Here is a 26,841-nt window from a genome sequence, read left to right on the forward strand (position 1 = left end):
GGCCGCTCGTCCGGGTGAGGTGCCGACCGCGGCAGGCCCAGCGGGGCGCTACGAGGGCGGACGGGGCGGGAATTCGTAGCTCACCACCGAGCCCCCCGTCGTGCTTATGATTGGCGGCGGCCCGTGGGGAAGACCGGTGGGAGTCCGGGGCTGTCCCGCAACTGTGAGGCTCGTGGTGAGCCGAAGCCAGATACCCGCGGTGCCGCTGTTCGACGAAACGGTCGTGGCCACGTGGGTTTTGGTCGGCGCGCCGAATGAGCCTGGCAAAGGCTTGTTTCGCGTCCGCATCGCGTGCGTCGCACGGGATGGGAGGCGAGGATGGAGCACGAACCACCGCGGGGCAGGTTGGGGCGGCGCGCCTTCCTGGTGGGCAGCGCGTTGGGCGCGGGGGCGCTGGTGGCCGGGTGTGGTGGGCGATCGACGGCCGGCGTCGACACCGACGTGTTCACCGCCGCGTTCCAGGGGTCGGGGGCGGGGGAGGGCATCGATCCCGGGGTGAACACGCTGTTCATCGACGAGGCGCGGATGAAGTCGGTCTACGACGGCTTGTTCGAGGTCGACGAGACGATGACGCCGATCCCGCGCCTGGCCGCCGGGGCCGAACCGAACGCCGACGGCACCCGCTGGCGGATCACCCTGCGCGAGGCGCGGTGGCACGACGGGCGGGCGTTCGTCGCCGACGATGTGCTGTCCACGCTGGCGCGGGTGCTCGGCCCGCCGCAACGCCGCCCGTTCGTGGCGGCGTCCTCGCTGACGGAGGTGGACCTGCCCGCGTGCCGCGCGGTGGACGACCGCACCGTCGAGATCGCGTTGCGCCGCCCCGCCTTCGACTTCCTGATCGCCCTGTCCGCGTACGGGACCAAGATCGTGCCCGCGGGCGCGCAGGATTTCGACCGGCCGGTGGGCACCGGGCCGTTCGTGTTCCGATCCTTCGAGCCGGGTCGGCAATTCGTCGCGACCCGCAACGAGCACTACTGGGACGGCGCGCCCGCCATCGGTGAGCTGCGCATCGTCAGCGCGGAGGCGGACGCGCGGCTCAACGCGCTGCGCAGCGGACAGGTCGATTTCGCCGACAATCTCGGCCCCGCCGCCTCCCGTGTGCTGAGCGGTGACCGCGGCGTGGAGCTCACCTCGACACCCGGCAGCGGTATCTACTTCTTCGCCATGAAGACCGACCGGCCGCCCTTCGACAATCCCGACGTGCGGCGCGCGCTGATGCGGATGGTGGACCGCGAGGAGATGGTGAAGGTCGCGCTGGAAGGGCAGGGCGAGGTGGCCGGTGACGTCTTCGGCCGCGGCTACCAGTACTACGCCGAACTGGAGCCGCACCGCTACGATCCCGACGAAGCGCGTAGGCTGCTCGACCGCGCCGGGGTTCGTGATCTGCGGTTCGATCTGTTCACCGCACCGGTCGCGCACGGATTCGTGGAAGCGGCCCGGTTGTTCGCCGAGCAGGCCGCCGCGTGCGGGGTGCACGTCGAGGTGGTGATCGGTTCCAAGGACACCTACTACACCGACTCGATGCAGACCGGTGCGCTCACCATGGGCCAGTCCGGCCCGCTGCCGATCCCCAACCATTTCGCCTCGCGCCTGCTGACCGACGCGCCCCAGAACCGCACCCGGTTCGCCGATCCCGAGTTCGACGCCCTCTACGTCCGCGCCCAGGCCACCGCGGCCACCGAAGGCCGCGCGGCGATCTATCGCACGATGCACGAGATAGTGCACGACCGAGGAGGATTCGTGTTCTTCGCCAGTACCCTGTGGCACAGCGCGGCCAGGTCCGGCTTCCGCGACGTTCCCGCCGCCGTGCCGAACTCGCACGGCTGGGCCAGGTTCGACGGGGTGACCGCGCGATGACCACCAGCGAACTGGACATCGAGCGGGCCCGGTACTGGGTGCGGCGCTGGGACCGTCAGCAGGAGCACTACATGCCCGACCGCGAGCAGCGGTTCGAGGTGATCGGCGATGTGCTCGCCGAGATCGTGCGGCGGCCGGATCCGCTGATCGTCGATCTCGGTGTCGGGCCGGGCACGCTGTCGGATCGGCTGCTCGTCCGCTTCCCCGAGGCGACGGTCGTGGGCGTGGACGCCGACCCGCTGCTGTTGGCGCTGGCCGAGCGCACCCTGGGCTCGCCGCGGTTCCGCACCGTCGATGCCGATCTGCGGGAACCGGATTGGCCCGCCCGGCTGGAGCTGGACCGGGCACCGGACGCGTTCGTCAGCACCACGGCGCTGCACTGGATGAACCGGGAACCGCTGCGCGCGCTGATCGGTGCCTGCGCGGACATGCTGGCCCCGGGCGGGGTGTTCGTCAACGGCGACCACCTCTACGAAGGCGAACGCGGCCCCCGCCTGGACATGCTGGGGGCGGCGCTGACGCGGCGGCGCGCCGAGCGGGTCGGGACGGCCGCCGCCGAGGACTGGGCGGCATGGTGGGCGGCGGTGGCGGCGGCGCCGGAACTGGCCGAGCTGGTGCGGCTGCGCGACGGCGGATTCGAGCACACCGTGCACGACCGGCCGAGCGTGCACGACTACGTCGAGTTCGCGCGGGCGGCGGGTTTCGCCGAGGCGGGCATCGTGTGGCAGTACGGCGACGACCGTGTCGTCGTCGGGATCCGGTAGCCGGTGCCGCCGTTCGCCCGATTCGTCCTGCGCCGCACCGGGATCGGGGTGCTTCAGCTGGGCATCCTGCTGGCCCTGGTGTTCGGGCTGTCGTTGCTGATGCCCGGCGACGCCGCCGACGTGCAGAGCAACGACGTCCTCGGCGAGGATCAGCGGGCGGTGGCGCGGGAACTGCTCGGCCTCGACGTCGCGCCGGTGCAGCGCTTCCTGACCTGGCTGGGTAACGCCGCCACCGGCGATTTCGGCACCTCCTACGCCAGCGGTGCGCGCGTGAGCGACCTCGTCGCCGGGCCGCTGCGCACCTCCGCCGTGCTGGCCGTGCTGGCACTGGCCGTGCTGGTGCCGGTGGTCGTCGTCGCCGGATTCGCCGCCGGGCTGCATCCCGGCTCGCGACGGGACCGCGCGATCACCACGGTCAGCATAGGCTTCGACTCCGTTCCGGATTTCGTGCTCGCGGTGCTGCTGGTGAGCTACGTGGCCATCGATCTGGATCTACTGCCCGCGACGTTTCTCGGCGCCGATGCCGACACCGTGCTCCGGCACCCGGAGTACCTGGTGCTGCCGTTGATCGTGATCGTCGCGCGGGTGGCCGCCCCGCTCGTGCGGTTGGTGCGGGCCGGGGTGATCGACGTGCTGCACGAGCCCTACATCGCGCAGGCCCGGCGGCTCGGCGTGGGGCGGCTGTCGCTGCTGGCCCGCCACATCGCGCCGAACGCGCTGGCGCCGGCGATGCAGGAGCTCGGCCGCACCGGCGACGGGCTGCTGTCGGGCGTGCTGATCGTCGAGGCGGTGTTCGTGGTGCCCGGTCTGGCGTCGGAGCTGATCGGGGCGATCGGCAACCGGGACGAGCCGGTGGTCCTGGCGATCGTGGCGATCACCGGCACGGCGGCGATCGTGCTGAACCTGGTGATCGACGTGCTCGGGGAGCGGATGGTGCCGCGGTCGGCCGAGGGCAGGCGCGGATGAGCCCGCGTCGCGTTCTCGCCGGCACGCTGGTGGCGATTCCGGTGCTGGTCGCCCTGGCCGGGCCGGTGCTGGCCGACCGCGCGCCGCGCACCCGGCAGGCGCCGTTCGGGCCGTCGGTGTGGTCGCCGTTCGGCACCGACCGTCTCGGCCGGGACGTGCTCGCCGCGGCGCTGTCCGGCGGGCGCACCTTCCTGCTGGTCGCGGTGTCGACGGTGTTGCTCGCCTACCTGGTGGGCTTCCTGATCGGCGTGGCCGCCGCGGCGACCGACCGGACCTGGCTGGACGAGCTGCTCATGCGGCCGATCGACGTGCTGCTGTGCCTGCCCTCGTTGCTGATCATCATGGTGGCCGCCATCCGAACCCGCGGATCCGAGATCGCCATCGCGGCGGCGGTGGCACTGGCGCTGGTCGCCCCGACGGCCCGGTTCGTGCGGATGGCCGCCCGCTCGGTGGTGCACGGCCCCGTCATGGACGCGCTGCGGATGCAGGGCGAATCCCGCGCGTACCGCTACGGCCGCTACGCCGCGCGCGAGATGGCCAGGTCGGTGGCCGCCGATCTGGCGTTGCGGTTCACCGTCGCGGTCTACTTCCTCGCGTCCGCGAACTTCCTCGGTCTCGGGTTCGACACCACCTCCACCGACTGGGCGGTGTCGGTGGCGGCGAACAAGGACGCGCTCACCACCGCGCCGTGGGCGGTGGCGCTGCCCGCCGGGCTGATCGTGGCGTTGATCGTCGGCATCAATCTGCTGTGCGACGACCTGCTGGCCGATCCGCGCACGCTCGCGGTGCGCGCCGCCGTGCGAACGGGGAAATCGGCATGACCCGCGTCGCGGAACCGCTGATCGAGGTGCGCGGGCTCGGCGCCCGCGCGGGGGCGGCGACGATCCTCGACGACATCGGCTTCGCCCTGCCCGCGGGCCGGATCGTCACCCTGTTCGGGCCCTCGGGCGCCGGCAAGACGACGATCGCCGCGGCGGTGGCCGGGGTGCGGCAGCCCGGCGTGCAGCTCACCGGGGACATCCGGCACCGCGGCGAGATCCGCGTCGGGTATCTCCCGCAGAACGCCGCCGCCACGCTCAACCCGGCGCGCCGGGTCGGCGCGGCACTGCACGAACTCGTCGGGTTGGAACGGCCGCGCCTGCCCCGGGCGCAGCGGCGCGCCCGCGTCGCGCAGATCCTGGCGACCGCCGCCTTCGACGTGGCCGATGCCGAGCGTGACGCCGTCTTGCGGCGCTACCCGTTCGAGTTCTCCGGCGGCGAGCGGGCGCGCCTGGCATTGGCGCAGGTGCTGGCGGTGCGGCCGGACGTGCTGGTGATCGACGAGCCGACCGTCGGGCTCGACCCGCTCGCGCGGGCGGCGTTGCTCCGCAGCCTGGCGACCCTGCGCGGGCAGGGTGCGGCGATCCTGCTCGTCACCCACGATCCGGTGGCCGAGCGGGCGGGGGACCGGACGCTGTATGTGCACGGCGGCCGGATCGTCGAGGAGCTGCCGCCCGAGCCGGTGGCGTCCGAGCCCGGCGGGAAGCCCGCGGCGGCGCCGTCCGCCCCGGTGCTGCGGCTGCGCGGAGTCACGGTGACCCTGCATCGGCGCCGGATCCTGCACGAGATCGACCTCGCGGTGCGGGCCGGGGAACTGCTGGCGATCCTCGGCGTCTCCGGTGCGGGCAAATCCACCATCGCCCGCTGCATGGCCGGGCTGGTCGCCCCGCGGCACGGCGCGGTGCTGCTCGACGACCAGCCGTTGCCGGTGCTGCGCAGGCGCTCTCGGGCGCAGATCGCGCAGGTGCAGTACGTGTGGCAGGAGTCGGCGTCCTCCTTCGACCCCCGCCGCCCGGTGCTCGACCAGGTCGCCGCGACCGCGGTCCGCCTGCGCGGGCTCGCCCGCGACGCCGCCCGCGCCGAGGCCGCCGACACCCTCGCCGACCTCGGCCTCGCCCCCGAGCAGCTGCTGCGCCGCCCGGCCGGACTGTCCGGCGGTCAACTCCAGCGCGCCGCCCTGGCCCGCGCCCTGCTGGCCCGGCCCCGCGTCCTGCTGTGCGACGAGATCACCACCGCGCTGGACGAACCCACCGCGGCGCGCATCCACCGCCACCTCGACGCCTACCGCCGCCGCACCGGCGCCGCGATCGTCGCGATCGGCCACGACCTCCCCGGCCAACTCGACCGCGCCGACCGTGTCGCGCTCGTCGACGCGGGCCGGCTGGTCGATCTCGGCCCGCCCGCCCGCCTGCTCGCGCAGCCGAGGACGCCCCTGCTGGCCGATCTGCTCGCCGCCGAATCTCCGCCCGGGCAGGGCACATAGAGTGCGAGGCATGCGGGCAGCGCATCCGACCGTGCGAGAGTTCACCCGCGCCGACTGGCCGTGGCTGTCGGCGTGGTACGCGGACGAGACACTGAACGAACAGCTCGGCCCCCTCGATCAGGAGTGGCTCGACCACGTGCTCGCCGACGACACCGGCGTCGAACTCGTCGTGGCACTCGACGGCGCCCCTGTCGCCTCGATCGGCTGCGTGTGGGCCGACGGCCACGCCGAAAACGACCACACCGTCACCGCGCTCGCCGTCGACCCCGGCCGTCGCCGCCAGGGGCTGGCCACCCTCGCGCTCGAGGCCGCGCTCGGCTGGCCAGGTCACCCGCCGGCCGCGGGGTGGCGCGCCTACGTCGACCTGGCGAACCTGCCTGCCCTCGCCTTCTTCCGCCGCCGGGGCTGGCTCGATCTCGGCGTGGCCGACGACATGCGCACCTTCCGGCGGCCGGGTCCGGCCGTGTCCCAGCAGTGACCGAGGTCACGATTGAACCGACGCGCTGGCGCTGAGAAGCATCTGACCAGTGGATTCGTGCCCTAGGGCAGTGCCGGAACCCGGAAAAACCACGTGAACTGTGTCGGTGCCGCGCGGAATACTGACGCGCGCCCGATGAGTTCGAGCAGTAGTCCCCGTCTCAATCCCTGTGATGCCGGGAGCGCGACGCGGCGGCTCGGCATCGGCCGACGCAGTCCTGCCCACGACCCTGCCCCGGAGGTAACCGATGTCCGCCCATCCATCCGCACCCGTCACGGGAGGACGGACACCGACGGTCATCCGGGTGCTCGTGCTCGCGACGTTCGTGGTGATTCTCAACGAGACCATCATGATCAACGCGATCCCGCGGCTGATGGCCGATCTCGGGGTCACCGAGCGCGCGGCGCAGTGGGTGTCCACGGCGTTCATGCTCACCATGGCCGCGGTCATTCCGACGACCGGCTGGTTCCTGCAACGAGTGCCCACCCGCGTCGCCTACACGACGGCGATGGGAGTGTTCCTGTTCGGCACCGCGCTGTCGGCGGTGGCTCCCACCTTCGCGGTGTTGCTGCTCGGCCGCATCATCCAGGCCGTCGGCACCGCGGTGATGATGCCGCTGCTGATGACCACATTGATGACGGTGGTGCCCGAGCACGACCGTGGCCGCGTCATGGGCAACGTCACCCTGGCCATCTCGGTGGCGCCGGCGATGGGTCCGGTGATCTCCGGCCTGGTGCTCCAGATCGCTTCGTGGCGCTGGCTCTTCGTGCTCGTGCTGCCGATCGCGGGCATCATCACCTGGCTGGGCCTGCGGCGGCTGGAGAACGTCGGCGAGCCCGAGGCGGGCAGCATCGACGTGGTGAGCGTGGTGTTGGCCGCGCTCGGGTTCGGCGGACTCGTGTTCGGGCTCAGCCGGTTCGAGGCCGGTAGCCTGGCCACCCCCGCGCTGATCGTCGCCGTCGGCTCGGCCCTGATCGCCGCCTTCGTGTTGCGCCAGCTGCGCCTGCAGCGGCGCGGCGGCCCGCTGCTCGACCTGCGGGTGCTGCGGTCGGGTACCTACACCAAGTCGCTGGTGCTGATGTCGATCGCGTTCATGGCGATGCTCGGCTCGATGATGCTGCTCCCGCTGTACCTGCAGAACCTGCGCGGGTTGAGCCCGCTGGCCACCGGCCTCCTGGTGATGCCGGGTGGTCTGGCGATGGGCCTGCTCGGCCCGACGATCGGCCGCCTGTACGACCGGTTCGGTGGACGCCCGCTGGTCATCCCGGGCGCGCTCGGCATCGCCGCCTCGCTCGCCGGCTTCACCCAGATCTCGATGACCATGCCGTACTGGCAGCTGCTGGCCCTGCACATCCTGCTGATGGTCGCGCTGGCGGCGACGTTCACGCCCGTGTTCACCCTCGGCCTGGGTTCGCTCACCCAGCACCTGTACTCGCACGGCAGCTCGATGCTCGGCACCCTGCAGCAGGTCGCGGCCGCGTTCGGCACCGCGCTGGTCGTCACGGTGATGTCGGCGCGCAGCACCACGCTGATCGAGAACGGCACCGAGGAGACGCTGGCCCACCTCGACGGCATGCGGCTGGCGTTCCTGGTCTCGGCGGTGTTGGCGCTGATCGTCATCGTCATGGCGGTGCTGCTGCCCAACCGGGCCGAGGCGCCGGACGAGCCCGAGGAGATCGAGGAGCCGACCGTCGAACTGGTCAAAGGCTGACTCGACATGACCGACGCCCCCGACGCCGCGCGCGCCGGGGGCGTCGGTCGTTCGTGACCCGCCGCCGCGCGGCTACGGCTGTTCCCGCCGCCGCTCGATCAGCTCGGCGATGCCGTCGAGGATTCGCTCCAGGCCGAAACCGAGCGCGTGGTCGGGGTCCACCGCGGCGTTGTGTTCCGAACCCGCCGCGGCGCCGACGCGCGCGGCGACGGGGAACTTCGCCGGGTCGAACAGGCGATCCAGGATCGGGCCGGTGATGTCCCACCACTGCGGATCGGTGAGCTGGGAGTCCGCGGCGGTGGCCGCGGACGTGGCGGCGAGCCGGGCGGTGCCCTGTACGTGGGTGAGCACCAAGGTGAGCACCGCGTCCATTTCGACGTCGCCGAGGCCGAGGCCGTCGAGCGGCCGCAGCTCGGCCTCGTACTTGGCGATCGAATGCGGTCCGGGCACCGGACGGGTGCCGATCAGGCCCAACAGCCACGGATGCCGCTGGTAGAGCTGCCAATTGCGCTGGGCGACGAGGGTCAGCCCGGCGCGCCAGTCCCCGGCTGCCGCGGGTTCGCCGGGATCGCGGTAGAGGTCGGCCAGCACCGCGTCGTGCATGAGTTCCACCAGATCGGTCTTGCCCGGCACGTGCGTGTACAGCGACATCGCGCCGACACCGAGTCGTTCGGAGACCCGGCGCATGGTCACCGCGTCCAAACCTTCCGCGTCGGCGACCTCGATCCCCGCGGCCACGATGGTCGCCACCGTCAGCCCTTTGCGACCCGGTTTCGGATGCAGCCCCCACAACAGGGTGAGGGTGCGGGCCGGATCGGACGAGTTCTTCGGTGCTGCCACGGAACACATTCTCCATTCCCTGCGCGCCACCCCTCGACAGGCTGTACCGTACTTAGTACGGTACAGAGTACCGTTCGAAGGAGTGATGGAATGCAGAATCCCGATCCGGCGATCGAGATCAGCCGGTTGCGCAAGAACTACCGGGGCGCCGACGCGGGCACCGGACTGAACGGCATCGACCTGACGGTGGCGGCGGGCACGGTGTGTGCGCTGCTCGGACCCAACGGCGCGGGCAAGACCACGGCGGTGCGCATCCTCGCGACGCTGCTGCGGCCCGACGCCGGGACCGCGCGGGTGGCCGGGTACGACGTAGTACGCGATCCGGTGCGGGTCCGCGAGCGCATCGGGCTGGTCGGCCAGAACGCCGCGGTCGACGAGATCCTCTCGGGGCGGCAGAACCTGGTGATGTTCGGCCGGCTCAACGGCCTCGGCCCGCGCGCGGCCGCCCGGCGCGCCGCGGAGTTGCTCGACCGCTTCGACCTCGCGGCGGCCGGGAAGCGGCCGGTCGGGGACTACTCCGGTGGCATGCGCCGCCGTCTCGACCTGGCTGCCGCGCTGATCGTTCCTCCGCCGGTGCTGTTCGTCGACGAACCGACCACCGGGCTCGACCCCGCCGCGCGGCTGCAGGTGTGGGCGGCGGTGACCGAACTCGTCGCCGCGGGCACCACCGTGCTGCTGACCACCCAGTACCTGGAGGAGGCCGACCGGCTGGCCGACCACATCACGCTGCTCGACCAGGGACGGGTGATCGCCGCCGGGACACCCGCCGAGCTGAAGTCGCGCGTCGGATCCGACTGGGTGGAAACGACCTTCGACGACACGTCCGCCGCCGAGCACGCGGCGGAACTCGCCCGGCCCCTCGCGTGCGGCGAGGTGACCACCGACCCGGCCACCCATACCGTGCGCATCCCCGTCCTCGATCGCGCCGAGGGTGTGCTCGCGCTGGCCGACGTGCTGCGCCGCGCTGACCTCGCCCCGCGCGATCTCGACGTCCGCGCCCCGTCGCTCGACGAGGTGTTCCTCCACCTGACCCGGCACGGAAAGGTTCCCGCATGACCAGCCTGGCCCCCCGCACCTCCGGGATGATCGACGACATCCGCACGATCACCCGCCGCAACCTGACGCACTGGGTCAATCGGCCCGCCACCGTGGTGGTCGGCTGGCTCTTCCCGGTCATGGTCATCCTGATGTTCGGCACACTCTTCGGCGGGGCGATCGAAACACCGGGGAATGGACGCTATTACGAGTACCTGATGCCGGGCATGTTCGCGATGACCATGCTGTTCGGGCTGGAGTCGACCATGGCGGCCGTCGCCGCCGACGCCGCCAAGGGCGTCACCGACCGGTTTCGCTCGCTGCCGATGAGCAGCGCCGCGGTGGTCGCGGGCCGGTGCGCCGCCGACCTGCTCAACACCGTGATCGCGCTGGCCGTCGTGGTCGGCACCGGGCTCGCGGTCGGCTGGCAGTGGCATCACGGCCTCGGTGACGCGCTCGCGACGGTGGCATTGCTGCTCCTGTTGCGGTTCGCCCTGCTCTGGGTGGGCATCTACCTGGGGCTCGTCGTCGCCGGGCCGGAATCGGTGGCCGTCGTGCAGGTGCTGGTCTGGCCGCTGCTGTTCCTGTCCAACGCCTTCGTCGACACCGCGACGATGCCGCGCTGGCTCGGCACGATCGCCGACTGGAATCCCTTGTCCGCCACCGCGTCGGCGGTCCGCGCGCTGTGCGGCAATCCCGGGTGGAGTGGCGCGTCGTGGATCTCGGCGCACTCGGTGGCGGCGGCGGTGCTCTGGCCGCTGCTGATCACCGCGGTGTTCCTGCCCCTGGCGGTGCGCCGATTCCGCGCGTTGGGCAACTGACCGCACGAGGGCGCCGGCCGGCGGTCAGCGCAGGGTGAGGCGGATGACCGCGCCGCCCGCCCGCCAGGTCTGGTAGATGTCGGCCTTGTTCGGGGAGCCGTCCGAGGCGAAACCGATGCCGTTGTACTCGGCATTGCGCGGATTGTCGCGCGCGATGATCTCGAACAGCCGCATCACCTCGGCCTCGTCGGTGAACACCTCGGCCTCGGCGGTGCGGCGCGGCCCGCCCATCGACACCTGCACCGGGGTGCCCGGGCGGAGGTTGCGCACCCACGGCCGCACCGCGGTCCCGATCAGCAGCGCACCGTCATGGCGGGTGTAGGCCAGCGGGATGTCGAACACCCGGCCGGTCTTGCGACCTACCACATGCAGGATCAGCAGGCGACGACCGACCACCGGGCCGAGGACGGGCGCGCGCAGCAGCGTGCGCACGACCGCGTTGACGACTTGCTGGAACCGGCCGATGGGGCGAGGGCCGGACGTGGACGGCGTGCCGTAGGGGTTCGGAACGGGCGACTGGGACACGGTGCGACTCCTCGGACGGCGGATGCCCCGAGGGTAGCCGGAAGACCATGCGGTTCGGGTATGTCGGCGTCCGAACCCGCTCGGCCGCTTACATCTTGGCGTGGCGGGCCTGCACGAAGCTGAACAGACCGTAGGTGGCGATGCCGATCGCCGCGAGCACCAGCAGCACCACGCCGTAGGGCTGGGCGAGCAGTGTCTTGAGGGCGCCGTCCAGCCCGGCCGACCTGCTCGGGTCCGACTGGGCGACCGCGAGGATCAGCAGGGCGCCGATCGCGCCGATGGCCAGGCCCTTGGCGATGTGGCCCGCGGTGCCGAGGCGGCGGATGGCGGGGCCCGCGGTGTCGAGATCCTTCAGGAACTTCCCGGTGACGCCCTTGTAGACGTAGTAGGCGCCGACCCCGAGCACGACCAGCCCGGCGGCGATCAGGACCGCTTTGCCCGCGGTGTTCGCCAGCAATCGCGCCGTGAGGCTCTGGCTCTCGCCACTGCTCGACTTGCCGCCGCCGCGGGCGAAGGTGAAGGCGGTCAGCGCCAGCGCCGCGTAGACGACGGCGACCGCGAGTGCCTTGCCGCGCCGCATCGCCTCCTTGCGACGGTTGTCGTGGTCGGGTTTGGACGCGCTGCCGAACACCGCCTCGGCCAGCCGCCACAGCGCCATCAGCAGGAACGCCGCGACCGCGATCCACAGCACGACCCGTCCGCCCGGGGCGGCGGCGATCTGCGCCATGGCGCCGGACTGGTCGGCCGTGCCGCCACCACCGAACGCCACGCGCAGGGCGAGATAGGCGACGATCAGGTGGACGATGCCGGTCATGACGAAGCCGGCGCGAGCGAATCGCTCGAAGGTGGGGTGCTGGGCGATGCGGTCCGTGCTGGACGCCGCCGAGGTGTTGCCGAAAACCATTGTGCCTTCTCATCCGTGCGGGCCCGGCGCGTCGGGCGCGGCCGGGGTCGATCCGCAGATACCCGGCGGCACGGCGTCGAAACGGTGGCGGCCGGGGTCGTGGCCGGTGGTGCACAGGGCGGTCGCCGCGGCCCGCCCTGTGGAAAATCGGTTGGCTCGGGCGGGCGGTGGTGACAGGCTTGAGGTTCGCCGGTGCGGGGAGCGCCGGGAAATGCGCTGACAGTCATCGGAAAGGGGGATCACCGTGTCCATCACGGTGGAGGAGAATGCCGAGGCGGCGGAGGTCGACAGACCCGGGCCGCGGGAGCGTTCCCGCGGCGCGCTGACCTCGTTGCTACGGTTCCGGCCCTACCTGCGGGCGTACCGCGTGCCTTTCGTCGCGGCCACCGCGATGTCGGTGCTGGCGATGTTGACCGCCGTGGTGACGCCGCTGGTCGTCGCCCGCATCGTGGACGGGCCGATCGCCGCGGGCGACCTGGGCGGTGTGCTGGTGCCGGTGAGCGCGGTGCTGGTGCTCGGGGTGATCGAGGCCGTCGGTATCTGGGGGCGGCGCTGGCTGCTGGCCGAACCGGCGACCCGCTTCGAAACCACCATGCGCGCCGAGATATTCGCCGCGTTGCAGGCGCGCTCGATCGGCCGCCACGACGCCTGGGAAGCCGGGCAGCTGCTCTCCCGCGCGGTCGACGACCTCGCGCGATTGCGCCGCTTCATCGGATTCGCCGGCCCCGTTCTGGTGATCCACGCCGTGGTGATCCCGGTCGGGCTGGTGGTGCTGGCGGTGATGAGCTGGCAGATCGGCCTCGTCTACGCCGTGGCCGCGGTGCCGATCGCCGCGGTCTGCGCGCGCTTCGAGCGACGCTACTCGGTCGCCTCCCGGCGCTCGCAGGATCAGGCCGGCGACCTGTCGACCACGGCCCAGGAGGCCGCGCAGGGCATCCGCGTGCTCAAGGCATTCGGACGCGGCCCGTTCTTCGGTGCGAAGTTCGCCGCGCAGGCCCGCGCCCTGCGCGAGACCGAGTTGGCGAAGGTGCGTCTGGACGCGACCCTGTGGTCGGCGATGGTGTCGCTGTCGGAGCTGATCCTGGTGTTCGCGCTCGGGTTCGGCGCGTATTCGGTGGTGTCGGGCACGATGTCGCTGGGCGCGGTGGTCGGCACGGTCACCTTGGCCACGTTCCTGCAGTGGCCGATCATCTGGACCGGCTTCCTGCTCGCCGAACTCAACGACGCGGGCACCGCCGCCGACCGCTTCTGGGAGATCATCGACACCCCCGTCGACATCACCGACCCGGTCGACCCGGTGCCGCTGCCCGAACGCGTCACCGGCGAATTACGGTTGGAGAACGTGCGTTTCGCGTTCCCGGACGCGCGGGAGCCGGTGCTGCGCGACATCTCGCTGGTGGTGCGGCCCGGGGAGACGGTCGCGCTGGTGGGTGCCACCGGCAGCGGCAAAACCGCGCTGCTCGGGCTCATTCCGCGACTGCACGACGTGACCGGCGGTGCGGTGCGCATCGACGGTATCGACATCCGGCGGCTGCGGCTGGCGGATCTGCGTTCGCTGGTGACCGTGGCGTTCGAAGAGCCCGTGCTGTTCTCGGCGAGCGTGCGGGAGAACGTCGCGCTCGGCGATCCGGCCGCGACCGACGCCGACGTGCGAGCGGCCCTCGAGGTCGCCCAGGCGACCGAGTTCGTCGACGCGCTGCCGTGGGGGCTGGACACCCGGATCGGGGAGCAGGGGCTGAGCCTGTCCGGTGGCCAGCGTCAGCGGCTCGCGCTGGCACGGGCGGTGCTGGCCAGGGCGGGGCAGCAGCGGCGCGCCCGCGTCGTGGTGCTCGACGACCCGCTCTCGGCGCTGGACGTGCAGACCGAGGAACGGGTCCAGCAGCGGCTGCGCGGCGCATTGGCCGGAGCCACCACCCTGCTCGTCGCGCACCGGCCGTCGACCGCGGCCCTGGCCGACCGTGTCGTCCTGCTCGACGACGGCCGCGTCCGCGCCGAGGGCGCTCACGACCAGTTGCTGCGCACCAGCAGCCGTTATCGCGAACTGATGGGAGGTGAACCATGAGCACCGACAGCGCCGTGACCGAGCGCGCCACCGGGCCGAACACCGAGCCGGACGAGGCCGCCGACTGGCGCGGCATCGCCAACGAGGACACCGAGGTCACCGAGACCGGAAACCTCGTGCTCGCCCGGCGCTCGCGTCGGCTGCTCGCCGACCTGGTTCGCCCGTATCGCGGCACCCTTGCCCTGGTGTTGGCGATCATCGTGGTGGACAACGCCGTCACCGTGGCCGGCCCGCTGTTCGTCGCCTACGCCCTCGACCGCGGCATCGGCGCGGGCCGCGCGGGCGACTGGGGTCCGCTGAGCATCGCCGTCGGCGGATACGCGGGCGCCGCCCTGCTGGGCGGGGTCACCACCTTCTGCTTCGTGCGGCTGGCGGGCAGGCTCAGCCAGAACGTGCTCTACGACCTGCGGGTGCGCGCGTTCGCGCACACCCAGCGCCTCGACGTCGGGTTCCACGAGAAGTACACCTCCGGCAAGGTCGTCACCCGCCTCACCGGCGACATCGAGACCCTGCAGGAGCTGCTCGAGGGCGCGCTCAACGAGGCGTTGGGCGCGATCCTGTCGGTGGTCACCATCGCGGTGCTGCTGGTCTACCTCGACCGTCCGCTGGCCGCGGTCGTGTTCGCCGGGTTCGTGCCGCTGTTCCTGGTCACCCGCTGGGCGCAGCGCAGGCAGCGCGCGGGCTACCGCCGCACCCGCGGCGCCATCGCGCGCGTGGTGGTGCACTTCGTGGAAGCGATGGGCGGCATGCGGGCGGTGCAGGCGTTCCGGCGCGAACAGCGCAACGCGAGCGTGTTGGCGGCCGAGGACGACGCCTACCGCACGGCCAACGTCGCCGCATCCCGCGGCATGGGCGATTACGCGGGACTGACCCGGCTGCTGGGCAACCTCACCACGGTGGTGGTGCTCGTGGTCGGGGCGTGGCGGGTGGTGCACGGCGACCTCGCGGTCGGTGTGCTCGCGGCCTACCTGCTGTATCTGAAGAACTTCTACGGTCCGCTCGACGAATTGGCCCAGGTGTTCAACTCCTACCAGTCGGCCGCGGCGGCGCTGGAGAAGATCTCCGGCGTGCTCGAGGAGCGGCCCGCCGTACCCGAGCCCGCGGATCCGGTGCGGCTGGAGAAGGTTTCGGGCGCGATGCGGCTGGAGAACGTGTGGTTCGACTACGCGGGCGCCGAGGAGGCGCCGGCCCGGCGGACCGGACCGGTGCTGCCGGAGTTCACCCTCGACATCCCGGCCGGGCAGGTGGTGGCCCTGGTGGGGCCGACCGGCGCGGGCAAGTCGACGCTCGCCAAGCTGCTCACCCGCTTCTACGACCCCACCGGTGGGCGGGTGACGCTGGACGGCGTCGACCTGCGGCGCCTCACCGACGCCGACCTGCGCCGGCACGTCGTGATGGTGACCCAGGAGTCGTATCTGTTCTCCGGCTCGGTGGCCGACAACATCCGGCTCGGCAGGCCGGAAGCCACCGACGCCGAGGTGTACGAGGCCGCCCGTGCCGTCGGCCTGTCCGAGGTCGTCGCGGCGCTGCCGGAAGGTTTCGACACCGATGTGCGCAGACGCGGCGGGCGACTGTCGGCCGGCCAACGCCAGCTGGTCGCCTTCGCCCGGGTGTTCCTGGCCGATCCGGCGGTGATCGTGCTCGACGAGGCCACCTCGAGCCTGGACGTCCCCGGGGAGCGTCTGGTGCAGCGCGCACTGGAAACCGTGCTGCGCGAGCGCACCGCGGTGATCATCGCGCACCGCCTGTCGACCGTCGCCATCGCCGACCGGGTGCTGGTGCTGGAGAACGGCCGCGTCGTCGAGGACGGCACGCCCGCCGAGCTGATCGCGGGTGACGGGCGATTCGCGGGCCTCCATGCCGCGTGGCGGGAATCGCTGGTGTGAGGGTGCCACAGTCGCGGCGCGTTCGCCGATTTCGGCGTCGGCGCTGCCGAGCATGCTGCTCGAAGGGGATGCGGTCGCCGTCCGGGGGTGAGCAGGCGGCGAGCGGGCGCGGCCCCGAACCGGGTCTGGTTCGGGGCCGCGCCGGCGTCCGCCGTCGTACGCTCAGGCGGGTAGCTCGTACTTCTCGATGAGCGGGGCGAGCAGTTCGGCCGCGCGGGCGCCGGTGATGACCTCGGCGGTGTCGACACGGGTCACCGTCTTGGAGTTGGTGTCCTCGTAGACGTGTTCACCGACCATCCGGCCGGTCTCGTCGTAGGGCCAGACGAAGGCCAGGGTGCGCCGGACCAGGTAGTAGGCGTCGGGATCGTAGCCGGAGTCCGTCTTGGCGGCGGCGTCGTCCATCGAGGCGAAGACGTTGTCGCCGAGCATCTTTCCGGGCACGAACTGGCTGAATTCCGCCTCTCCGGCGAAGCCGTGGTCGCCGACGGCGATCCGCTGGCGGCCGGTCCACATCACCAGCATGTCCAGCTCGGCCAGCGACCGATAGAAGCCGCGGACCTGGTCCATGCCGTCGAGGATGACGCCCTGGCCGCCTTCGAAGATCCGGTAGCGCGGGTGGGCGACGGTCATCTCCGGCTGGAGCAGTTCGTCGTAGCGGCCCGACACCTCGAGCAGGGCGTGCCTGCGGTAGTTGATGAGGATCTTGCGGTAGAGCGGGACGGTCTGGTTCTCGATCAGGGCGTCGATGTCGTCCATCATGTGGACGAGTTCCTCCTCGTAGGAGGTGCGCGGGGCGGCGGTGCTGTGATCCTGCAGGGTGGTCATCGTCGTTCTCCTAGAGGTGGGTGCTGAGGTCGGGGTAGCTGCCGATTTCGTATCCGCCGTCCACCACCAGGCTCGCGCCGGTGATGTAACCGGCGGCGCTGCTGGCGAGGAACACCGCCGGAGCGGCCAGCTCGGCGGGTTGCGCGGGCCGCTTCAACACGGCGTTGGCGCGGAATTCGCGCATGATCTGGTCGTTGCCGAGGATGAACCCGGCCATCGGGGTCTGCACCAGGCCGGGCAGCACGGAGTTCACCCGGATGCCGTGCCTGCCCAGTTCGAGGGCGGCGTTCTTGGCGAACATGTCCGCGCCCGCCTTCCCCGCGGCGTAGGCGCTGCCGCCGTAGAGCGGGATGTGCGCGTTGACCGAGGCGATGTTGACGATCGAGCCGCCGTTGCCCGCGCGGATCATGCTGTCGGCCACGTATTTCGTGCACAGGTAGACGCTGCGCAGCACGACGTCGACGGTGAAATCCCAGTCGTCCTCGGCGAGCCCGACGATCGGCGCGGGCCGCAGCCCGCCCGCCACGTTGAACAGGCTGTCGATCCCGCCGAGCTCGGCCTCGGCCTTGCCGACCGCCGCCCGCACCTCGTCGGTGTCGGTGACGCTGCCGACGTGCGGCACATACGCCCGGCCGTACTTCTCGGCCGCCGCGGCCAGCCCGTCGCCGTCCAGATCGAACGCGAGCACCCGTCCGCCCGCCGCGATGAGCTGCTCGGCGATGGCGAGCCCGATCCCGGACGCGGCACCGGTGACAACGGCCCGTTCGGGGGTGGATATCTGCAGCATGGGTGTCTTCCGATCGCTCACCGCGGGGTGCCCTCGCTGGTCGGCGCCCCGTCGTGCAGGGACAGCGAGGGGTCGGTGGCGTAGTCGACGACCTGGGTGTGGGCGACGGCGTTGTTGTCGCGGGCCATGTAGTAGTGCAGGCGGGCGTCGGCGACGACACCGAGGGTGCCGTCGGGCAGGTAGCCGGCGATGGGGCCGTCGACGAAGGCCAGCATGGTGGTGCCGGTGGGGGAGACCGGCTGGTGGACCGCGCCGGCGACCTCGCAGGTGTAGGTGCCCGCGCGGCCCGGATCGTCGGGGTCGTAATGGAATCCGCCCTCGAGCAGGAAAGCCTGTGCGGTGCCCAGGTGCCAATGCGGGGTGGCCGTCACGCCCGGGTCCACCCGCAGGATCACGGTGAAGGCGCCGGTGGCCAGGTTCGCGTACAGCAGCTTGAATCGGGTGCCGGGCATGAGCCAATCGGTCCACGGAATATCGTCGGGGTCGACGAATTCCTTGCGCGCGCCTTTCGGGGTGGTGCCGGGATTCTGCATCCAGAAAGTGGGGCCGACGGGTGCCGAGATGGTCACTGCGATGGTCCTCTCGAGGTGAAACGGGAAATCGATCGGCCGGGTACATTCGACCGGATCGGATGCGCGTGCAGCGAATTCGCCGCGCATTTCTCGCGGGGCTGTGCGAGACGCTTCCAATCTCGCCCGGCAGGAACGTGATGTCCATTACATTCCTCGGGGGAGGTGTTAACCTTCTGCTTATCGGTACAGGCCAGCGGTGTCGCTGGCCACGGCGAGAGAGGCTGTCGTGGTCGACCTGAACCTGCGTCTGGTCTCGTATCTGGTGACGGTGCTCGACGAAGGCCATTTCGGGCGCGCCGCGCAGCGGCTCTACATCAGCACCCCGGCCCTGAGCCAGCAGATCCGCAAGCTCGAGCAGAAACTCGGCGTCGAGCTGATCGACCGCTCGGCGCATCCACTGCAACCCACCCCGGCCGGGCGCCGATTCCTGCCCGAGGCGCGGGCGGCGCTCGCGGCGGCCCAGCGTGCGGTGGCGGCGGTGCGGGCCGAGGGGGAGACGCTGCGCATCGGCTTCATGACCGCCGCCCTGGCGACCCGCACGAGACCGTTGCTGGATCTGGTGCGGCGCGAATCCGGCGTCGCCACCATCGAATTGGTGGAGCTGGGCTGGGCGGAGCAGGCGTCGGCGGTGCGGGACGGCAAGGTGGACGCCTCGCTGATGCGTCCACCGGTGGCCGACGCGGGCGGCTTGCGCCTGGATGTGCTGTGCAAGGAGCCGCGGGTGGTCGCGCTGCCCGTCGCGCACCGGCTCGCGAACCGGGATTCGATATCGGTCGACGAACTCGACGGCGAGCCGCACCTGACCGACCACGAAGCGGACCGGGAATGGGTGCGCTGGTGGGCCTGCGATCCGCGCCCCAGCGGCAGGCCGGTCGTCTACGGGCCGTCGGTGCGCACCATCGACGAACTGCTCGAGGTCGTCGCCACCGGCGTGGCCATCTCGATCACCAGCAAATTCGTCCAGGACACCCACCGGCACCCCGATGTGGTGTTCGTGCCGGTGCGGGACGTGGAACCGGCGTCGCTGTGCCTGTGCACGCGCGCCGAGGACAGCTCACCGCTGATCGAGGCGTTACGCGACGCCGCCCGCAGAATCGCCGAATTCGACCTCGATACCGCGGCGTCGACGGGAACGCAGCGGTAGAAATAACGGTGGAAAAGGGGACGGGTTCGTGCGCGCTCAGTTCGCGATCACGCGACTGTCCCCGCGGAATTCCGCCACGGTCCGGCCCGCCGAATCGGTGACCGTGACGTCGTAGATTCCGTTGCGGCCGAATACGGCGCGCTCCACCGCCGTGGCGGTGAGCAGTTCCCCGGCCCGGGTGGGCCGCAGGTAGCGGATGTCGGCGCGGGCGGCGACGGCGGCGCGACCGTGGCTGTTGCACGCCAGCGCGAAGGTGGTGTCGGCGAGCAGGAAGACGTAGCCGCCGTGGGTGATGCCGTGACCGTTGACCATCCGGTCGGACACGGTCATCGTCGCGGTGGCATGGCCGGGGCTCAGCGCGACGATCTCGATGCCGAGCGCACGCGAGGCGAGGTCGTCGGCGAACATCTGCCGGGCGTGGGCGGTGGCCGACTCGTCGACCGTGGTCATACGGGCTCCTCACGGTGCGGGCGGTAGGCGCGGGACGAGACCGCGCCCACCGCACCATCATTCAGGACAGGGGAGATTCCAGCTGCTGGACGAACATGCTGGCGCCGCCGGTGGCGAAGTTGCGCACGTCCTTGCCCGCGGCCTTCATCTCCGGCGAGGCCAGCGCCTGCTGGAGGTCGGCCTCGGTGGCGAAGCGCAGCTGCGCCACCGCGTAGAACTGCGGCTCCGAGCCGTCCAGCGAGCGGCACTTGCCCCAGCTGAGCCCGGCCAGGCCGGGCACCTTCGCGGCCAGCGGCACGTGCGTGGTGCGGTAGTACTCGTCGAAGGCGGCCGGGTCGTCGGGCGTGCCGTAGCAGACCGAGATCTGGTAGCTCACTTGGTTTCTCCCTCGGGCTTGGCGACGAGCGTGAGCACGTCGTAGGTGGCGACGGCCTCGTCGTTCTGGTTGGTGACGGTGGCGTCCCAGCGGACCTCGCCGTAGGCGGCGCTGGTGCGCGGGGTGATCTGCTTGGCGGTGAGCGTGACGGTCAGTTCGTCCTCGGCCTTGACCGGGGTGAGGAACCGCAGATTGTCGACGCCGAAATTCGCCAGCACCGGGCCCGGGGCGGGGTCGACGAACAATCCGGCCGCCAGCGACACCACCAGGTAGCCGTGCGCGACGATGCCGCCGAAGAGCGGGTTGGCCGCGGCCGCCTCGGGATCGGTGTGGGCGTAGAAGGTGTCGCCGGTGAACTCGGCGAAGTGGCCGATGTCGTCGAGGGTGACCCGGCGCGGGCCCGCCACGATGGTGTCGCCGAGTTTCAGCTGTCCGAGGTCCTTGCGGAACGGGTGCACGTCGCCGCGCACCTGGTCGGCACCGGTGACCCAGCGCCGTCCGACCGCGGTGAGGACCGCGGGGCTGCCCTGCACGGCGGTGCGCTGCATGTGGTGCAGGACGCCGCGGATGCCGCCGAGCTCCTCGCCGCCGCCCGCCCGGCCCGGTCCGCCGTGTACGAGCGTGGGCAGGGGGGAACCGTGCCCGGTGGACTCCCGGGCGTCGACGGTGTCGAGGACGAGCACCCGCCCGTGATAGGGGGCCAGGCCGAGCACGATCTCGCGCGCGACGGCCGTGTCGCCGGTGACGACCGAGGCGACCAGGCTGCCCTTGCCGCGTGCGGCCAGTGCGATCGCGTCGGCGGTGTCGCGGTAGCCGAGCACGGTGCTCACCGGCCCGAACGCCTCGACCTCGTGCGGTTCGACGGCCTCGCGGTCGTCGCAGCGCAGCAGGATCGGCGACAGGAACGCGCCGGTGGCGGCGTCGGCCCCGACGACGGTCACGGACTCCGGATCACCGAAGACGATCTGCGCGCTCTTGGTCAGCGCCCGCACCGCCTTGCGGACCTCCTCGCGCTGGTCGATCCCGGCCAGGGCGCCCATCGTGACCCCGTCGGCGCCGGGGGCGCCAACGACCACCCGGGCCAGCCGCTCCCGCACCGCGTCCACCACGGCGTCGACCATCGGTTCCGGCACCAGGGCCCGCCGGATCGCGGTGCACTTCTGGCCGGCTTTCACCGTCATCTCGGTGACCAGCTGGCCGACGAACAACTCGAACTCGGGGGAGCCGGGCGTGACATCGGCGCCCAGGATCGAGGCGTTGAGCGAGTCGGCCTCGGCGGTGAACCGCACCGCCTCGCGCACCACCACCGGGTGCGCGCGCAGCAGTGCGGCGGTCTCGGCCGAACCGGTGAATGCCACCGAGTCCTGCCCACCGAGGTGGTCGAGCAGGTCACCGGCGCTGCCGCACAGCAGCTGCACCGAGCCCTCCGGCAGCAGCCCGGACTCGATGATCAAGCGGAACGCCGCCTCGGTGAGGTAGGCGGTCTGGCCGGCCGGCTTGACGAGGGAAGGCACGCCGGCGATGAACGCCGGGGCGAGCTTCTCCAGGAAACCCCAGACCGGGAAGTTGAAGGCGTTGATCTGCACGGCGACGCCGCGGCGCGCGGTGTAGATGTGCTGACCGGCGAAGGTGCCCTTGCGGCCGAGGCGCTCCACGCCGCCGTCCAGATACACGGTGTCGTTGGGTAATTCGCGGGTGGCCTTGCTCGCGTAGCTGAGCAGGGTGCCCGCGCCACCGTCGATGTCGACGGCCGAATCGCGCTCGGTCGCGCCGGTGTGCGCGGAGATCGCGTACAGCTCGGCCTTGTGCTCGAGCAGGTACTTGCCCAGCGCCTTGAGCCGGGCGGCGCGTTCGTGGAAGGTGAGCGCGGCCAGCGCCGGGCCGCCGACGGTGCGGGCGTGATCGACCATGTGCGCCCGATCGACGCCGGTCGACGAGAGGCGAGCCACCACGCTGCCGTCGACGGCGCTGAGCAACGGGGTGCCCTCGTCGGGCGGGGTGACCCAGCGGCCCCCCACGTAGCTTTGCAGCAGTTCGCTCATCAGCTCTCCGTTCAACTGAACATTCGGTCGGTAATTACCTTCCGGGAGAGCCGCGCGCATGTCAAGGTCAGGGGTCAGCCGGTGGCCGGGCCGGAGCGGCGCAGGCCGTCGAAGACGATGGCGACCACGGCGTCGGCGATCTCGTCGGCGGAGTTCTCCCCGCGCGGGCGGTACCACTCCACGATGGAGTTGATCATGCCCCAGATCAGCCGGCTGGCCAGGGCGGGATCGACATCGGTGTGCAGATCGCCCTCCTCGCCCGCCGCCGCGACCAGGCCCGCGACGAAGGCGTCGAACTCGCGCCTGCGGGCCAGCGCGCGCTTCTCGGCGGGGGTGTTGCCGCGCACCCGCAACAGCAGTGTGACGTAGGGCAGCTCGGCCACCAGCACCTCGACCGCGCGCCGCACCACGTACTCGAGCCGGTCGATGGACCGGCCGGTGATCGCCCCCTCCTCGGTGGTCGCGGCGAACAGGCCGTTGAGCGCGCGCGAGAGCGCCAGCTCGAGCAACTCGCCCTTGCCCGAGACGTGGTGGTAGATGGCCGATTTGGCGATGCCGAGCCGCTTGGCGAGCACTTCCATGCTCGTCGCGTCGTAGCCCCGGTCGTTGAACACCTTCACCGCCACCGACAGCAGGGAGTCCAGGTCGTAGCCGGGACGGCCCGGGCGGCCGGTGCGTTGGGTGGGGCGCGCTGAGGTCATCCGTCCATCTTGACGCATGCCGCCCGGTTGCTCGCACAACCGTGGGCCGAGGGTTGATTACTGACCGAATGTTCGGTAATACTTCGGGGGACGATCGGACAAGGAGCAGTGATGGGCGAAGTCTTCCTCGTGGACGGGGCGCGCACGCCGCAGGGCCGCTACGGCGGCGCGCTGGCGAGCGTGCGCCCCGACGACCTGGCCGCCACGGTGGTGGCCGAGGCGGTGCGCCGGGCCGGGGTGCCCGCGGACGCGGTCGACGAGGTCGTGCTGGGGGCGGCGAACCAGGCGGGCGAGGACAACCGCAACGTCGCCAGGATGGCGGTCCTGCTGGCCGGCCTGCCGGACGCGGTGCCGGGCTACACCGTCAACCGGCTCTGCGCCAGCGGACTGACCGCGGTCGCCACCGCCGCCAACGCCATTCGCGGCGGTGAGGCCGACATCGTGGTGGCGGGCGGTGTGGAATCCATGACCCGCGCCCCGTGGGTGATGGCCAAGCCCGGCACGCCGTGGGCGCGCCCGGGCGAGGTCGCCGACACCGCGCTGGGCTGGCGGTTCACCAACCCCGCCTTCACCGCCGCCGACCGGGCCGTGCCCACCGACGCGGGCCCGCGGGCCAGGAAGATCACCCTGTCGATGGGGGAGACCGCGGAGGAAGTGGCGGCGCTGGAGGGGATTTCGCGGGCCGAGTCCGACGCGTTCGCGCTGCGCAGCCAACAGCGGGCCGCCGCGGCCGTGGCGGCGGGCCGGTTCCGGCGCGAGATCGTCGCGGTGCGGGCCGGGAACACGCTCGTCGAGACCGACGAGGTGCCGCGCCCGGACACCACCGCCGAGAAGCTGGCGGCCCTGCGCCCGGTGTTCCGGCCCGACGGCATCGTCACCGCGGGCTCGTCCTCACCGCTGTCGGACGGCGCGGCCGCGCTGGTGCTCGCCGGCGCCGAGGCGGTGCGGCGGCACGGGCTGAGGGTCCGCGCGCGCATCGTCGCGAGCGCGTCCGCGGGCGTCGCCCCGAACGTGATGGGTCTCGGCCCGGTGCCCGCCACCCGCAAGACACTCGACCGGGCCGGCTGGTCGCAGGCCGACCTGGGCGCGGTGGAGCTCAACGAGGCGTTCGCCGCGCAGTCGCTCGGTGTGATCCGGCAGCTGAAGCTCGACGAGGAGATCGTCAACGCCGACGGTGGCGCGATCGCGCTGGGCCATCCGCTGGGCTGCTCGGGCGCCCGCATCCTGCTCACCCTGGTCGGCCGGATGGAACGGGAAGGCGTCCGGCGCGGCCTGGCCACCCTGTGCGTCGGTGTCGGGCAGGGCGTCGCGATGGCGATCGAGGCGGCATGAGCGAGTACACGACCCTGACCGTGGACGAGCGGGACGACCGGGTGGTGGTCACCCTGGACCGTCCCGAGCGCCGCAACGCCATCGACGCCGCGATGATCGCCGAGCTGCACCGGGTCTGCGAGCGGCTGGAACGCGATCCCAAACTGTTGCTGCTCACCGGCCGCGGCGAGCATTTCGCCGGCGGCGCCGACATCGCCCAGCTGCGCGCCCGCACCCGCGACGACGCGCTCGCCGGGATCAACCGCACCCTGTTCGACCGGGTCGCCCGGCTGCCGCTGCCCACGGTGGCCGCGGTCAGCGGGTACGCGCTCGGCGGCGGCGCCGAACTGGCCTACGCCTGCGACCTCCGGATCGCCACCAGCACCGCCGTGTTCGGCAACCCGGAACCGGGCCTGGGCATCATGGCCGCCGCGGGCGCGAGCTACCGGTTGCCGCAGCTGGTCGGTGTGTCGGTGGCCAAGCAGGTGCTGCTGGGCGGGCGCCTGCTCGACGCGGACACCGCCCTGCACACGGGCCTGGTCATGGAGGTGACCGAACCCGGCGCCCACCTGGCGGCCGCGCACCGGCTGCTCGACCGCATCGCCCGCTCGGCGCCGCTGGCCCTGCGGCTGACCAAGACGATCGTCGACGCCCCCGGATTCCACCCCTTCGCCGACGACATCGCGCAGGCGGTGCTGTTCGAGACCGAGGAGAAGCACACCCGCATGACCGCATTCCTGGAGAAGACCGCATCCGTGGAGCAGAAGGCATGACCGAACCGACCGTCCCCCAGCGCGTCGCCGTCATCGGCGGCGGGCGCATGGGCGCGGGCATCGCCCAGGTCTTCGCGACCCTCGGCAGCACCGTCGTCGTCGCCGAGGCCGGTGACCGCGCGGCCGCGCTGGACCGGATCGCCACCGGCCTGCGCCGCGCCGCCGAACGCGGCGCCCTCGACGGGCGCGATCCCGAGACCGTGCTCGCCGCGGTGCGCACCGTCGCCGCGCCGCGGGAGTTGCCCGCCGACGCCGACCTCGTCGTCGAAGCGGTGCCGGAGAACCCGGCCCTCAAGGCCGAGGTGCTCGCGGCCGCCGACTCGGTCGTCGGCCCCGGCGCGGTGATCGCGAGCAACACCAGCTCGCTGTCCATCACCGAACTCGGCGCGGCACTGGACAATCCGCAGCGCTTCCTGGGCATGCACTTCTTCAACCCGGTGCCCGCCTCGGCCCTGGTGGAGATCGTGCGCGCCCCCGCGACCGATCCCGCCGTGGTGGCGCGGGTGCGCGGCTGGGTCGCCGCGCTGGGCAAGGCCGAGGTGCTGGTGAACGACTCACCCGGCTTCGCGACCAGCAGACTCGGCGTCTGCCTCGGGCTGGAGGCGATCCGGATGGTCGAGGAGGGCGTGGCCGACCCGGCCGCCATCGACCGGGCGATGGAACTCGGCTACCGCCACCCGATGGGTCCGCTGCGCTCCACCGATCTGGTCGGCCTCGACGTGCGGCTGGCCATCGCCGAACACCTCGCGGCCACCCTCGGGCCGCGGTTCACCCCACCCCGGCTGCTGCGCGAGAAGGTCGAGCGCGGCGAGCTGGGTCGCAAGACCGGCCAGGGCTTCTACACCTGGGACACCACCGCGAGCGGAGGACGAGCATGACCACCGGAACCAGCACCGTCGATCTGCGCGTCGAGGCCGCACTGGCCACCCTCACGCTGCGCCGCGCCGCCGCCTCGAACGCGCTCGACCTGGCGACCAAGAACGATCTGCTGGCCGCGGTCACCCGCATCGCCGCCGACGAGACCGTGCGCGCCGTGCTGCTCACCGCCGAGGGCAAGAACTTCTGCGTGGGACAGGATCTCGGCGAACACGTCGACGCGCTGCGCGCCGACCCGGCCACCGCCATGGACACCGTCGGCGCCCACTACAACCCGCTGCTGCGGGCGCTGGCCGACCTGCCGGTGCCGGTCGTCGTCGCCATCCGCGGCGCCTGCGTCGGCGCGGGCCTCGGCCTGGCGCTGGCCGCCGACATCCGGGTGGCGGGGAACGGGGCGAAGTTCGCCACCGCCTTCACCGGCATCGGCCTGGCCGCCGACTCCGGCCTCAGCCACACGCTGGTGCGGGCGCTCGGCGCCAGCCGCGCCGCCGGGCTCATGCTGCTGGGCGACCGCTTCACCGCCGAGCAGGCGCTGGCCTGGGGCCTGATCCACCGGCTCGTCGCCGACGACGACGTGGACGCCACCGCCGCCGAACTCGCCACCACCCTCGCGCACGGCCCGACGGCGGCCTACCGGCAGGTCAAGCAGCTGCTGCGAGCCGAGTCCGCCGGCCTGGCGGACGCGCTGGAACGCGAGCGCGTCGCACAGGAGGCGCTCGGCGCGAGCCGCGACCACCGCGCCGCCGTGGAAGCGTTCCTGACCAAGACCGCGCCGGTGTTCGAGGGCCGATGACCACGATGTCCGCACCCAGCGTGCCAGCACCCAGCGAAGA

At 72.0% G+C, this 26,841-nt stretch carries 26 protein-coding genes and 1 riboswitch; of the genes, 16 read left to right on the plus strand and 10 right to left on the minus strand.

Annotated elements, in window-relative coordinates:
- The first annotated feature begins 81 nt into the window (after positions 1-81).
- Positions 82-217: riboswitch (cobalamin riboswitch) on the plus strand.
- A gap of 101 nt (positions 218-318) precedes the next feature.
- From CRM89_RS03785 to CRM89_RS03815, 7 genes are all read left to right on the plus strand, one after another.
- Complete coding sequence (locus CRM89_RS03785) at positions 319-1,857, plus strand: ABC transporter substrate-binding protein (protein ID WP_060592092.1); 1,539 nt, start codon at positions 319-321, stop codon at positions 1,855-1,857.
- Positions 1,854-2,621 (plus strand): trans-aconitate 2-methyltransferase, encoded by a 768-nt coding sequence (locus CRM89_RS03790; RefSeq protein ID WP_098083237.1) that lies wholly within the window; start codon positions 1,854-1,856, stop codon positions 2,619-2,621. The genes CRM89_RS03785 and CRM89_RS03790 overlap by 4 nt, the downstream gene beginning before the upstream one ends.
- A 3-nt stretch (positions 2,622-2,624) precedes the next feature.
- Positions 2,625-3,587: an ABC transporter permease gene (locus CRM89_RS03795; protein WP_060592088.1), complete on the plus strand. Its 963-nt coding sequence runs from the start codon at positions 2,625-2,627 to the stop codon at positions 3,585-3,587.
- A complete protein-coding gene (locus CRM89_RS03800) occupies positions 3,584-4,408 on the plus strand; it encodes an ABC transporter permease (protein WP_098083238.1) in 825 nt (274 codons plus the stop codon). The genes CRM89_RS03795 and CRM89_RS03800 overlap by 4 nt, the downstream gene beginning before the upstream one ends.
- Positions 4,405-5,889: an ABC transporter ATP-binding protein gene (locus tag CRM89_RS03805; RefSeq protein ID WP_098083239.1), complete on the plus strand. Its 1,485-nt coding sequence runs from the start codon at positions 4,405-4,407 to the stop codon at positions 5,887-5,889. Before CRM89_RS03800 ends, CRM89_RS03805 begins: the two co-directional genes overlap by 4 nt.
- A gap of 10 nt (positions 5,890-5,899) precedes the next feature.
- Positions 5,900-6,367 carry a GNAT family N-acetyltransferase gene (locus CRM89_RS03810; protein WP_098083240.1) on the plus strand — a complete coding sequence of 156 codons (468 nt, stop codon included), beginning with the start codon at positions 5,900-5,902 and terminating at the stop codon, positions 6,365-6,367.
- A gap of 247 nt (positions 6,368-6,614) precedes the next feature.
- Positions 6,615-8,078, plus strand: a complete 1,464-nt coding sequence (locus CRM89_RS03815; RefSeq protein ID WP_098083241.1) for an MDR family MFS transporter — start codon at positions 6,615-6,617, stop codon at positions 8,076-8,078.
- Between the two features lie 72 nt (positions 8,079-8,150).
- Here CRM89_RS03815 and CRM89_RS03820 read toward each other — a convergent pair whose 3' ends face one another.
- Positions 8,151-8,927 (minus strand): TetR/AcrR family transcriptional regulator, encoded by a 777-nt coding sequence (locus tag CRM89_RS03820; RefSeq protein WP_011208673.1) that lies wholly within the window; start codon positions 8,925-8,927, stop codon positions 8,151-8,153.
- An 81-nt stretch (positions 8,928-9,008) separates the two neighbouring features.
- On the opposite strand from CRM89_RS03820, the gene CRM89_RS03825 reads away from it, so the two are divergent.
- Both CRM89_RS03825 and CRM89_RS03830 read left to right on the plus strand, forming a co-directional pair.
- A complete protein-coding gene (locus CRM89_RS03825) occupies positions 9,009-9,974 on the plus strand; it encodes an ATP-binding cassette domain-containing protein (RefSeq protein WP_098083242.1) in 966 nt (321 codons plus the stop codon).
- On the plus strand, positions 9,971-10,774 hold the full coding sequence (locus CRM89_RS03830) for an ABC transporter permease (protein ID WP_098083243.1): 804 nt from the start codon (positions 9,971-9,973) through the stop codon (positions 10,772-10,774). Before CRM89_RS03825 ends, CRM89_RS03830 begins: the two co-directional genes overlap by 4 nt.
- A gap of 24 nt (positions 10,775-10,798) precedes the next feature.
- Here the strand turns inward: CRM89_RS03830 and CRM89_RS03835 are convergent, their stop codons facing one another.
- Both CRM89_RS03835 and CRM89_RS03840 read right to left on the minus strand, forming a co-directional pair.
- On the minus strand, positions 10,799-11,299 hold the full coding sequence (locus CRM89_RS03835) for a nitroreductase/quinone reductase family protein (RefSeq protein WP_172964437.1): 501 nt from the start codon (positions 11,297-11,299) through the stop codon (positions 10,799-10,801).
- 88 nt (positions 11,300-11,387) lie between these two features.
- A complete protein-coding gene (locus tag CRM89_RS03840) occupies positions 11,388-12,203 on the minus strand; it encodes a DUF1206 domain-containing protein (protein ID WP_060592076.1) in 816 nt (271 codons plus the stop codon).
- Positions 12,204-12,447: 244 nt separating this feature from the next.
- On the opposite strand from CRM89_RS03840, the gene CRM89_RS03845 reads away from it, so the two are divergent.
- Together CRM89_RS03845 and CRM89_RS03850 are read left to right on the plus strand one after the other, a co-directional pair.
- Positions 12,448-14,265 carry an ABC transporter ATP-binding protein gene (locus CRM89_RS03845; protein WP_098083245.1) on the plus strand — a complete coding sequence of 606 codons (1,818 nt, stop codon included), beginning with the start codon at positions 12,448-12,450 and terminating at the stop codon, positions 14,263-14,265.
- The gene (locus tag CRM89_RS03850) at positions 14,262-16,151 is read left to right on the plus strand and encodes an ABC transporter ATP-binding protein (RefSeq protein WP_098083246.1); all 1,890 of its coding nucleotides are present in this window, start codon (positions 14,262-14,264) and stop codon (positions 16,149-16,151) included. Before CRM89_RS03845 ends, CRM89_RS03850 begins: the two co-directional genes overlap by 4 nt.
- A 162-nt stretch (positions 16,152-16,313) precedes the next feature.
- On the opposite strand, the gene CRM89_RS03855 is transcribed toward CRM89_RS03850, so the two are convergent.
- From CRM89_RS03855 to CRM89_RS03865, 3 genes are read right to left on the minus strand one after another with little or no spacing between them, the layout of a single operon-like run.
- A complete protein-coding gene (locus CRM89_RS03855) occupies positions 16,314-16,976 on the minus strand; it encodes a hypothetical protein (RefSeq protein ID WP_098083247.1) in 663 nt (220 codons plus the stop codon).
- A gap of 10 nt (positions 16,977-16,986) precedes the next feature.
- Positions 16,987-17,763 carry an SDR family NAD(P)-dependent oxidoreductase gene (locus CRM89_RS03860; protein WP_041560878.1) on the minus strand — a complete coding sequence of 259 codons (777 nt, stop codon included), beginning with the start codon at positions 17,761-17,763 and terminating at the stop codon, positions 16,987-16,989.
- Positions 17,764-17,780: 17 nt separating this feature from the next.
- Positions 17,781-18,332, minus strand: a complete 552-nt coding sequence (locus CRM89_RS03865) for a 2,4'-dihydroxyacetophenone dioxygenase family protein (protein WP_229434975.1) — start codon at positions 18,330-18,332, stop codon at positions 17,781-17,783.
- A 229-nt stretch (positions 18,333-18,561) separates the two neighbouring features.
- Between CRM89_RS03865 and CRM89_RS03870 the strand changes: the two genes are divergently transcribed.
- Positions 18,562-19,479, plus strand: a complete 918-nt coding sequence (locus CRM89_RS03870) for a LysR family transcriptional regulator (protein ID WP_098086870.1) — start codon at positions 18,562-18,564, stop codon at positions 19,477-19,479.
- 36 nt (positions 19,480-19,515) lie between these two features.
- Here the strand turns inward: CRM89_RS03870 and paaI are convergent, their stop codons facing one another.
- The 4 genes from paaI to CRM89_RS03890 form a co-directional block, all read right to left on the minus strand.
- Positions 19,516-19,929, minus strand: a complete 414-nt coding sequence (gene paaI, locus CRM89_RS03875) for a hydroxyphenylacetyl-CoA thioesterase PaaI (RefSeq protein ID WP_098083248.1) — start codon at positions 19,927-19,929, stop codon at positions 19,516-19,518.
- A 61-nt stretch (positions 19,930-19,990) separates the two neighbouring features.
- The gene (locus tag CRM89_RS03880) at positions 19,991-20,305 is read right to left on the minus strand and encodes an EthD family reductase (protein WP_011208685.1); all 315 of its coding nucleotides are present in this window, start codon (positions 20,303-20,305) and stop codon (positions 19,991-19,993) included.
- On the minus strand, positions 20,302-22,347 hold the full coding sequence (gene paaZ, locus CRM89_RS03885) for a phenylacetic acid degradation bifunctional protein PaaZ (protein WP_060592068.1): 2,046 nt from the start codon (positions 22,345-22,347) through the stop codon (positions 20,302-20,304). Before paaZ ends, CRM89_RS03880 begins: the two co-directional genes overlap by 4 nt.
- Before the next feature lie 74 nt (positions 22,348-22,421).
- Entirely contained in the window at positions 22,422-23,048 is a 627-nt protein-coding gene (locus CRM89_RS03890; protein ID WP_011208687.1) for a TetR/AcrR family transcriptional regulator, read from the minus strand.
- A gap of 111 nt (positions 23,049-23,159) precedes the next feature.
- Between CRM89_RS03890 and CRM89_RS03895 the strand changes: the two genes are divergently transcribed.
- Genes CRM89_RS03895 through CRM89_RS03910 form a run of 4 tightly spaced genes read left to right on the plus strand, consistent with a single transcriptional unit; the run spans position 23,160 to position 26,801 of the window.
- Positions 23,160-24,380 (plus strand): acetyl-CoA C-acyltransferase, encoded by a 1,221-nt coding sequence (locus tag CRM89_RS03895; protein ID WP_098083249.1) that lies wholly within the window; start codon positions 23,160-23,162, stop codon positions 24,378-24,380.
- Positions 24,377-25,132 (plus strand): enoyl-CoA hydratase/isomerase family protein, encoded by a 756-nt coding sequence (locus CRM89_RS03900; protein WP_098083250.1) that lies wholly within the window; start codon positions 24,377-24,379, stop codon positions 25,130-25,132. Before CRM89_RS03895 ends, CRM89_RS03900 begins: the two co-directional genes overlap by 4 nt.
- Positions 25,129-26,010 carry a 3-hydroxyacyl-CoA dehydrogenase family protein gene (locus tag CRM89_RS03905; protein ID WP_060592062.1) on the plus strand — a complete coding sequence of 294 codons (882 nt, stop codon included), beginning with the start codon at positions 25,129-25,131 and terminating at the stop codon, positions 26,008-26,010. The genes CRM89_RS03900 and CRM89_RS03905 overlap by 4 nt, the downstream gene beginning before the upstream one ends.
- Complete coding sequence (locus CRM89_RS03910) at positions 26,007-26,801, plus strand: enoyl-CoA hydratase/isomerase family protein (protein WP_011208691.1); 795 nt, start codon at positions 26,007-26,009, stop codon at positions 26,799-26,801. The genes CRM89_RS03905 and CRM89_RS03910 overlap by 4 nt, the downstream gene beginning before the upstream one ends.
- The last annotated feature ends 40 nt before the right edge of the window (positions 26,802-26,841 follow it).

It is taken from the genome of Nocardia sp. FDAARGOS_372 (assembly GCF_002554515.1).
GTDB classification, from domain to species: domain Bacteria; phylum Actinomycetota; class Actinomycetes; order Mycobacteriales; family Mycobacteriaceae; genus Nocardia; species Nocardia farcinica.

Coding starts and splice junctions, on each gene's coding strand:
- CRM89_RS03790 (WP_098083237.1), top strand. CDS start 1,854: ATGACCACCAGCGAACTGGACATCGAGCGGGCCCGGTACTGGGTGCGG.
- CRM89_RS03825 (WP_098083242.1), top strand. CDS start 9,009: ATGCAGAATCCCGATCCGGCGATCGAGATCAGCCGGTTGCGCAAGAAC.
- CRM89_RS03900 (WP_098083250.1), top strand. CDS start 24,377: ATGAGCGAGTACACGACCCTGACCGTGGACGAGCGGGACGACCGGGTG.
- CRM89_RS03815 (WP_098083241.1), top strand. CDS start 6,615: ATGTCCGCCCATCCATCCGCACCCGTCACGGGAGGACGGACACCGACG.
- CRM89_RS03810 (WP_098083240.1), top strand. CDS start 5,900: ATGCGGGCAGCGCATCCGACCGTGCGAGAGTTCACCCGCGCCGACTGG.
- CRM89_RS03785 (WP_060592092.1), top strand. CDS start 319: ATGGAGCACGAACCACCGCGGGGCAGGTTGGGGCGGCGCGCCTTCCTG.
- CRM89_RS03910 (WP_011208691.1), top strand. CDS start 26,007: ATGACCACCGGAACCAGCACCGTCGATCTGCGCGTCGAGGCCGCACTG.
- paaI (WP_098083248.1), bottom strand. CDS start 19,929: ATGACCACGGTCGACGAGTCGGCCACCGCCCACGCCCGGCAGATGTTC.
- paaZ (WP_060592068.1), bottom strand. CDS start 22,347: ATGAGCGAACTGCTGCAAAGCTACGTGGGGGGCCGCTGGGTCACCCCG.
- CRM89_RS03820 (WP_011208673.1), bottom strand. CDS start 8,927: ATGTGTTCCGTGGCAGCACCGAAGAACTCGTCCGATCCGGCCCGCACC.
- CRM89_RS03800 (WP_098083238.1), top strand. CDS start 3,584: ATGAGCCCGCGTCGCGTTCTCGCCGGCACGCTGGTGGCGATTCCGGTG.
- CRM89_RS03830 (WP_098083243.1), top strand. CDS start 9,971: ATGACCAGCCTGGCCCCCCGCACCTCCGGGATGATCGACGACATCCGC.
- CRM89_RS03855 (WP_098083247.1), bottom strand. CDS start 16,976: ATGACCACCCTGCAGGATCACAGCACCGCCGCCCCGCGCACCTCCTAC.
- CRM89_RS03860 (WP_041560878.1), bottom strand. CDS start 17,763: ATGCTGCAGATATCCACCCCCGAACGGGCCGTTGTCACCGGTGCCGCG.
- CRM89_RS03840 (WP_060592076.1), bottom strand. CDS start 12,203: ATGGTTTTCGGCAACACCTCGGCGGCGTCCAGCACGGACCGCATCGCC.
- CRM89_RS03895 (WP_098083249.1), top strand. CDS start 23,160: ATGGGCGAAGTCTTCCTCGTGGACGGGGCGCGCACGCCGCAGGGCCGC.
- CRM89_RS03850 (WP_098083246.1), top strand. CDS start 14,262: ATGAGCACCGACAGCGCCGTGACCGAGCGCGCCACCGGGCCGAACACC.
- CRM89_RS03890 (WP_011208687.1), bottom strand. CDS start 23,048: ATGACCTCAGCGCGCCCCACCCAACGCACCGGCCGCCCGGGCCGTCCC.
- CRM89_RS03805 (WP_098083239.1), top strand. CDS start 4,405: ATGACCCGCGTCGCGGAACCGCTGATCGAGGTGCGCGGGCTCGGCGCC.
- CRM89_RS03905 (WP_060592062.1), top strand. CDS start 25,129: ATGACCGAACCGACCGTCCCCCAGCGCGTCGCCGTCATCGGCGGCGGG.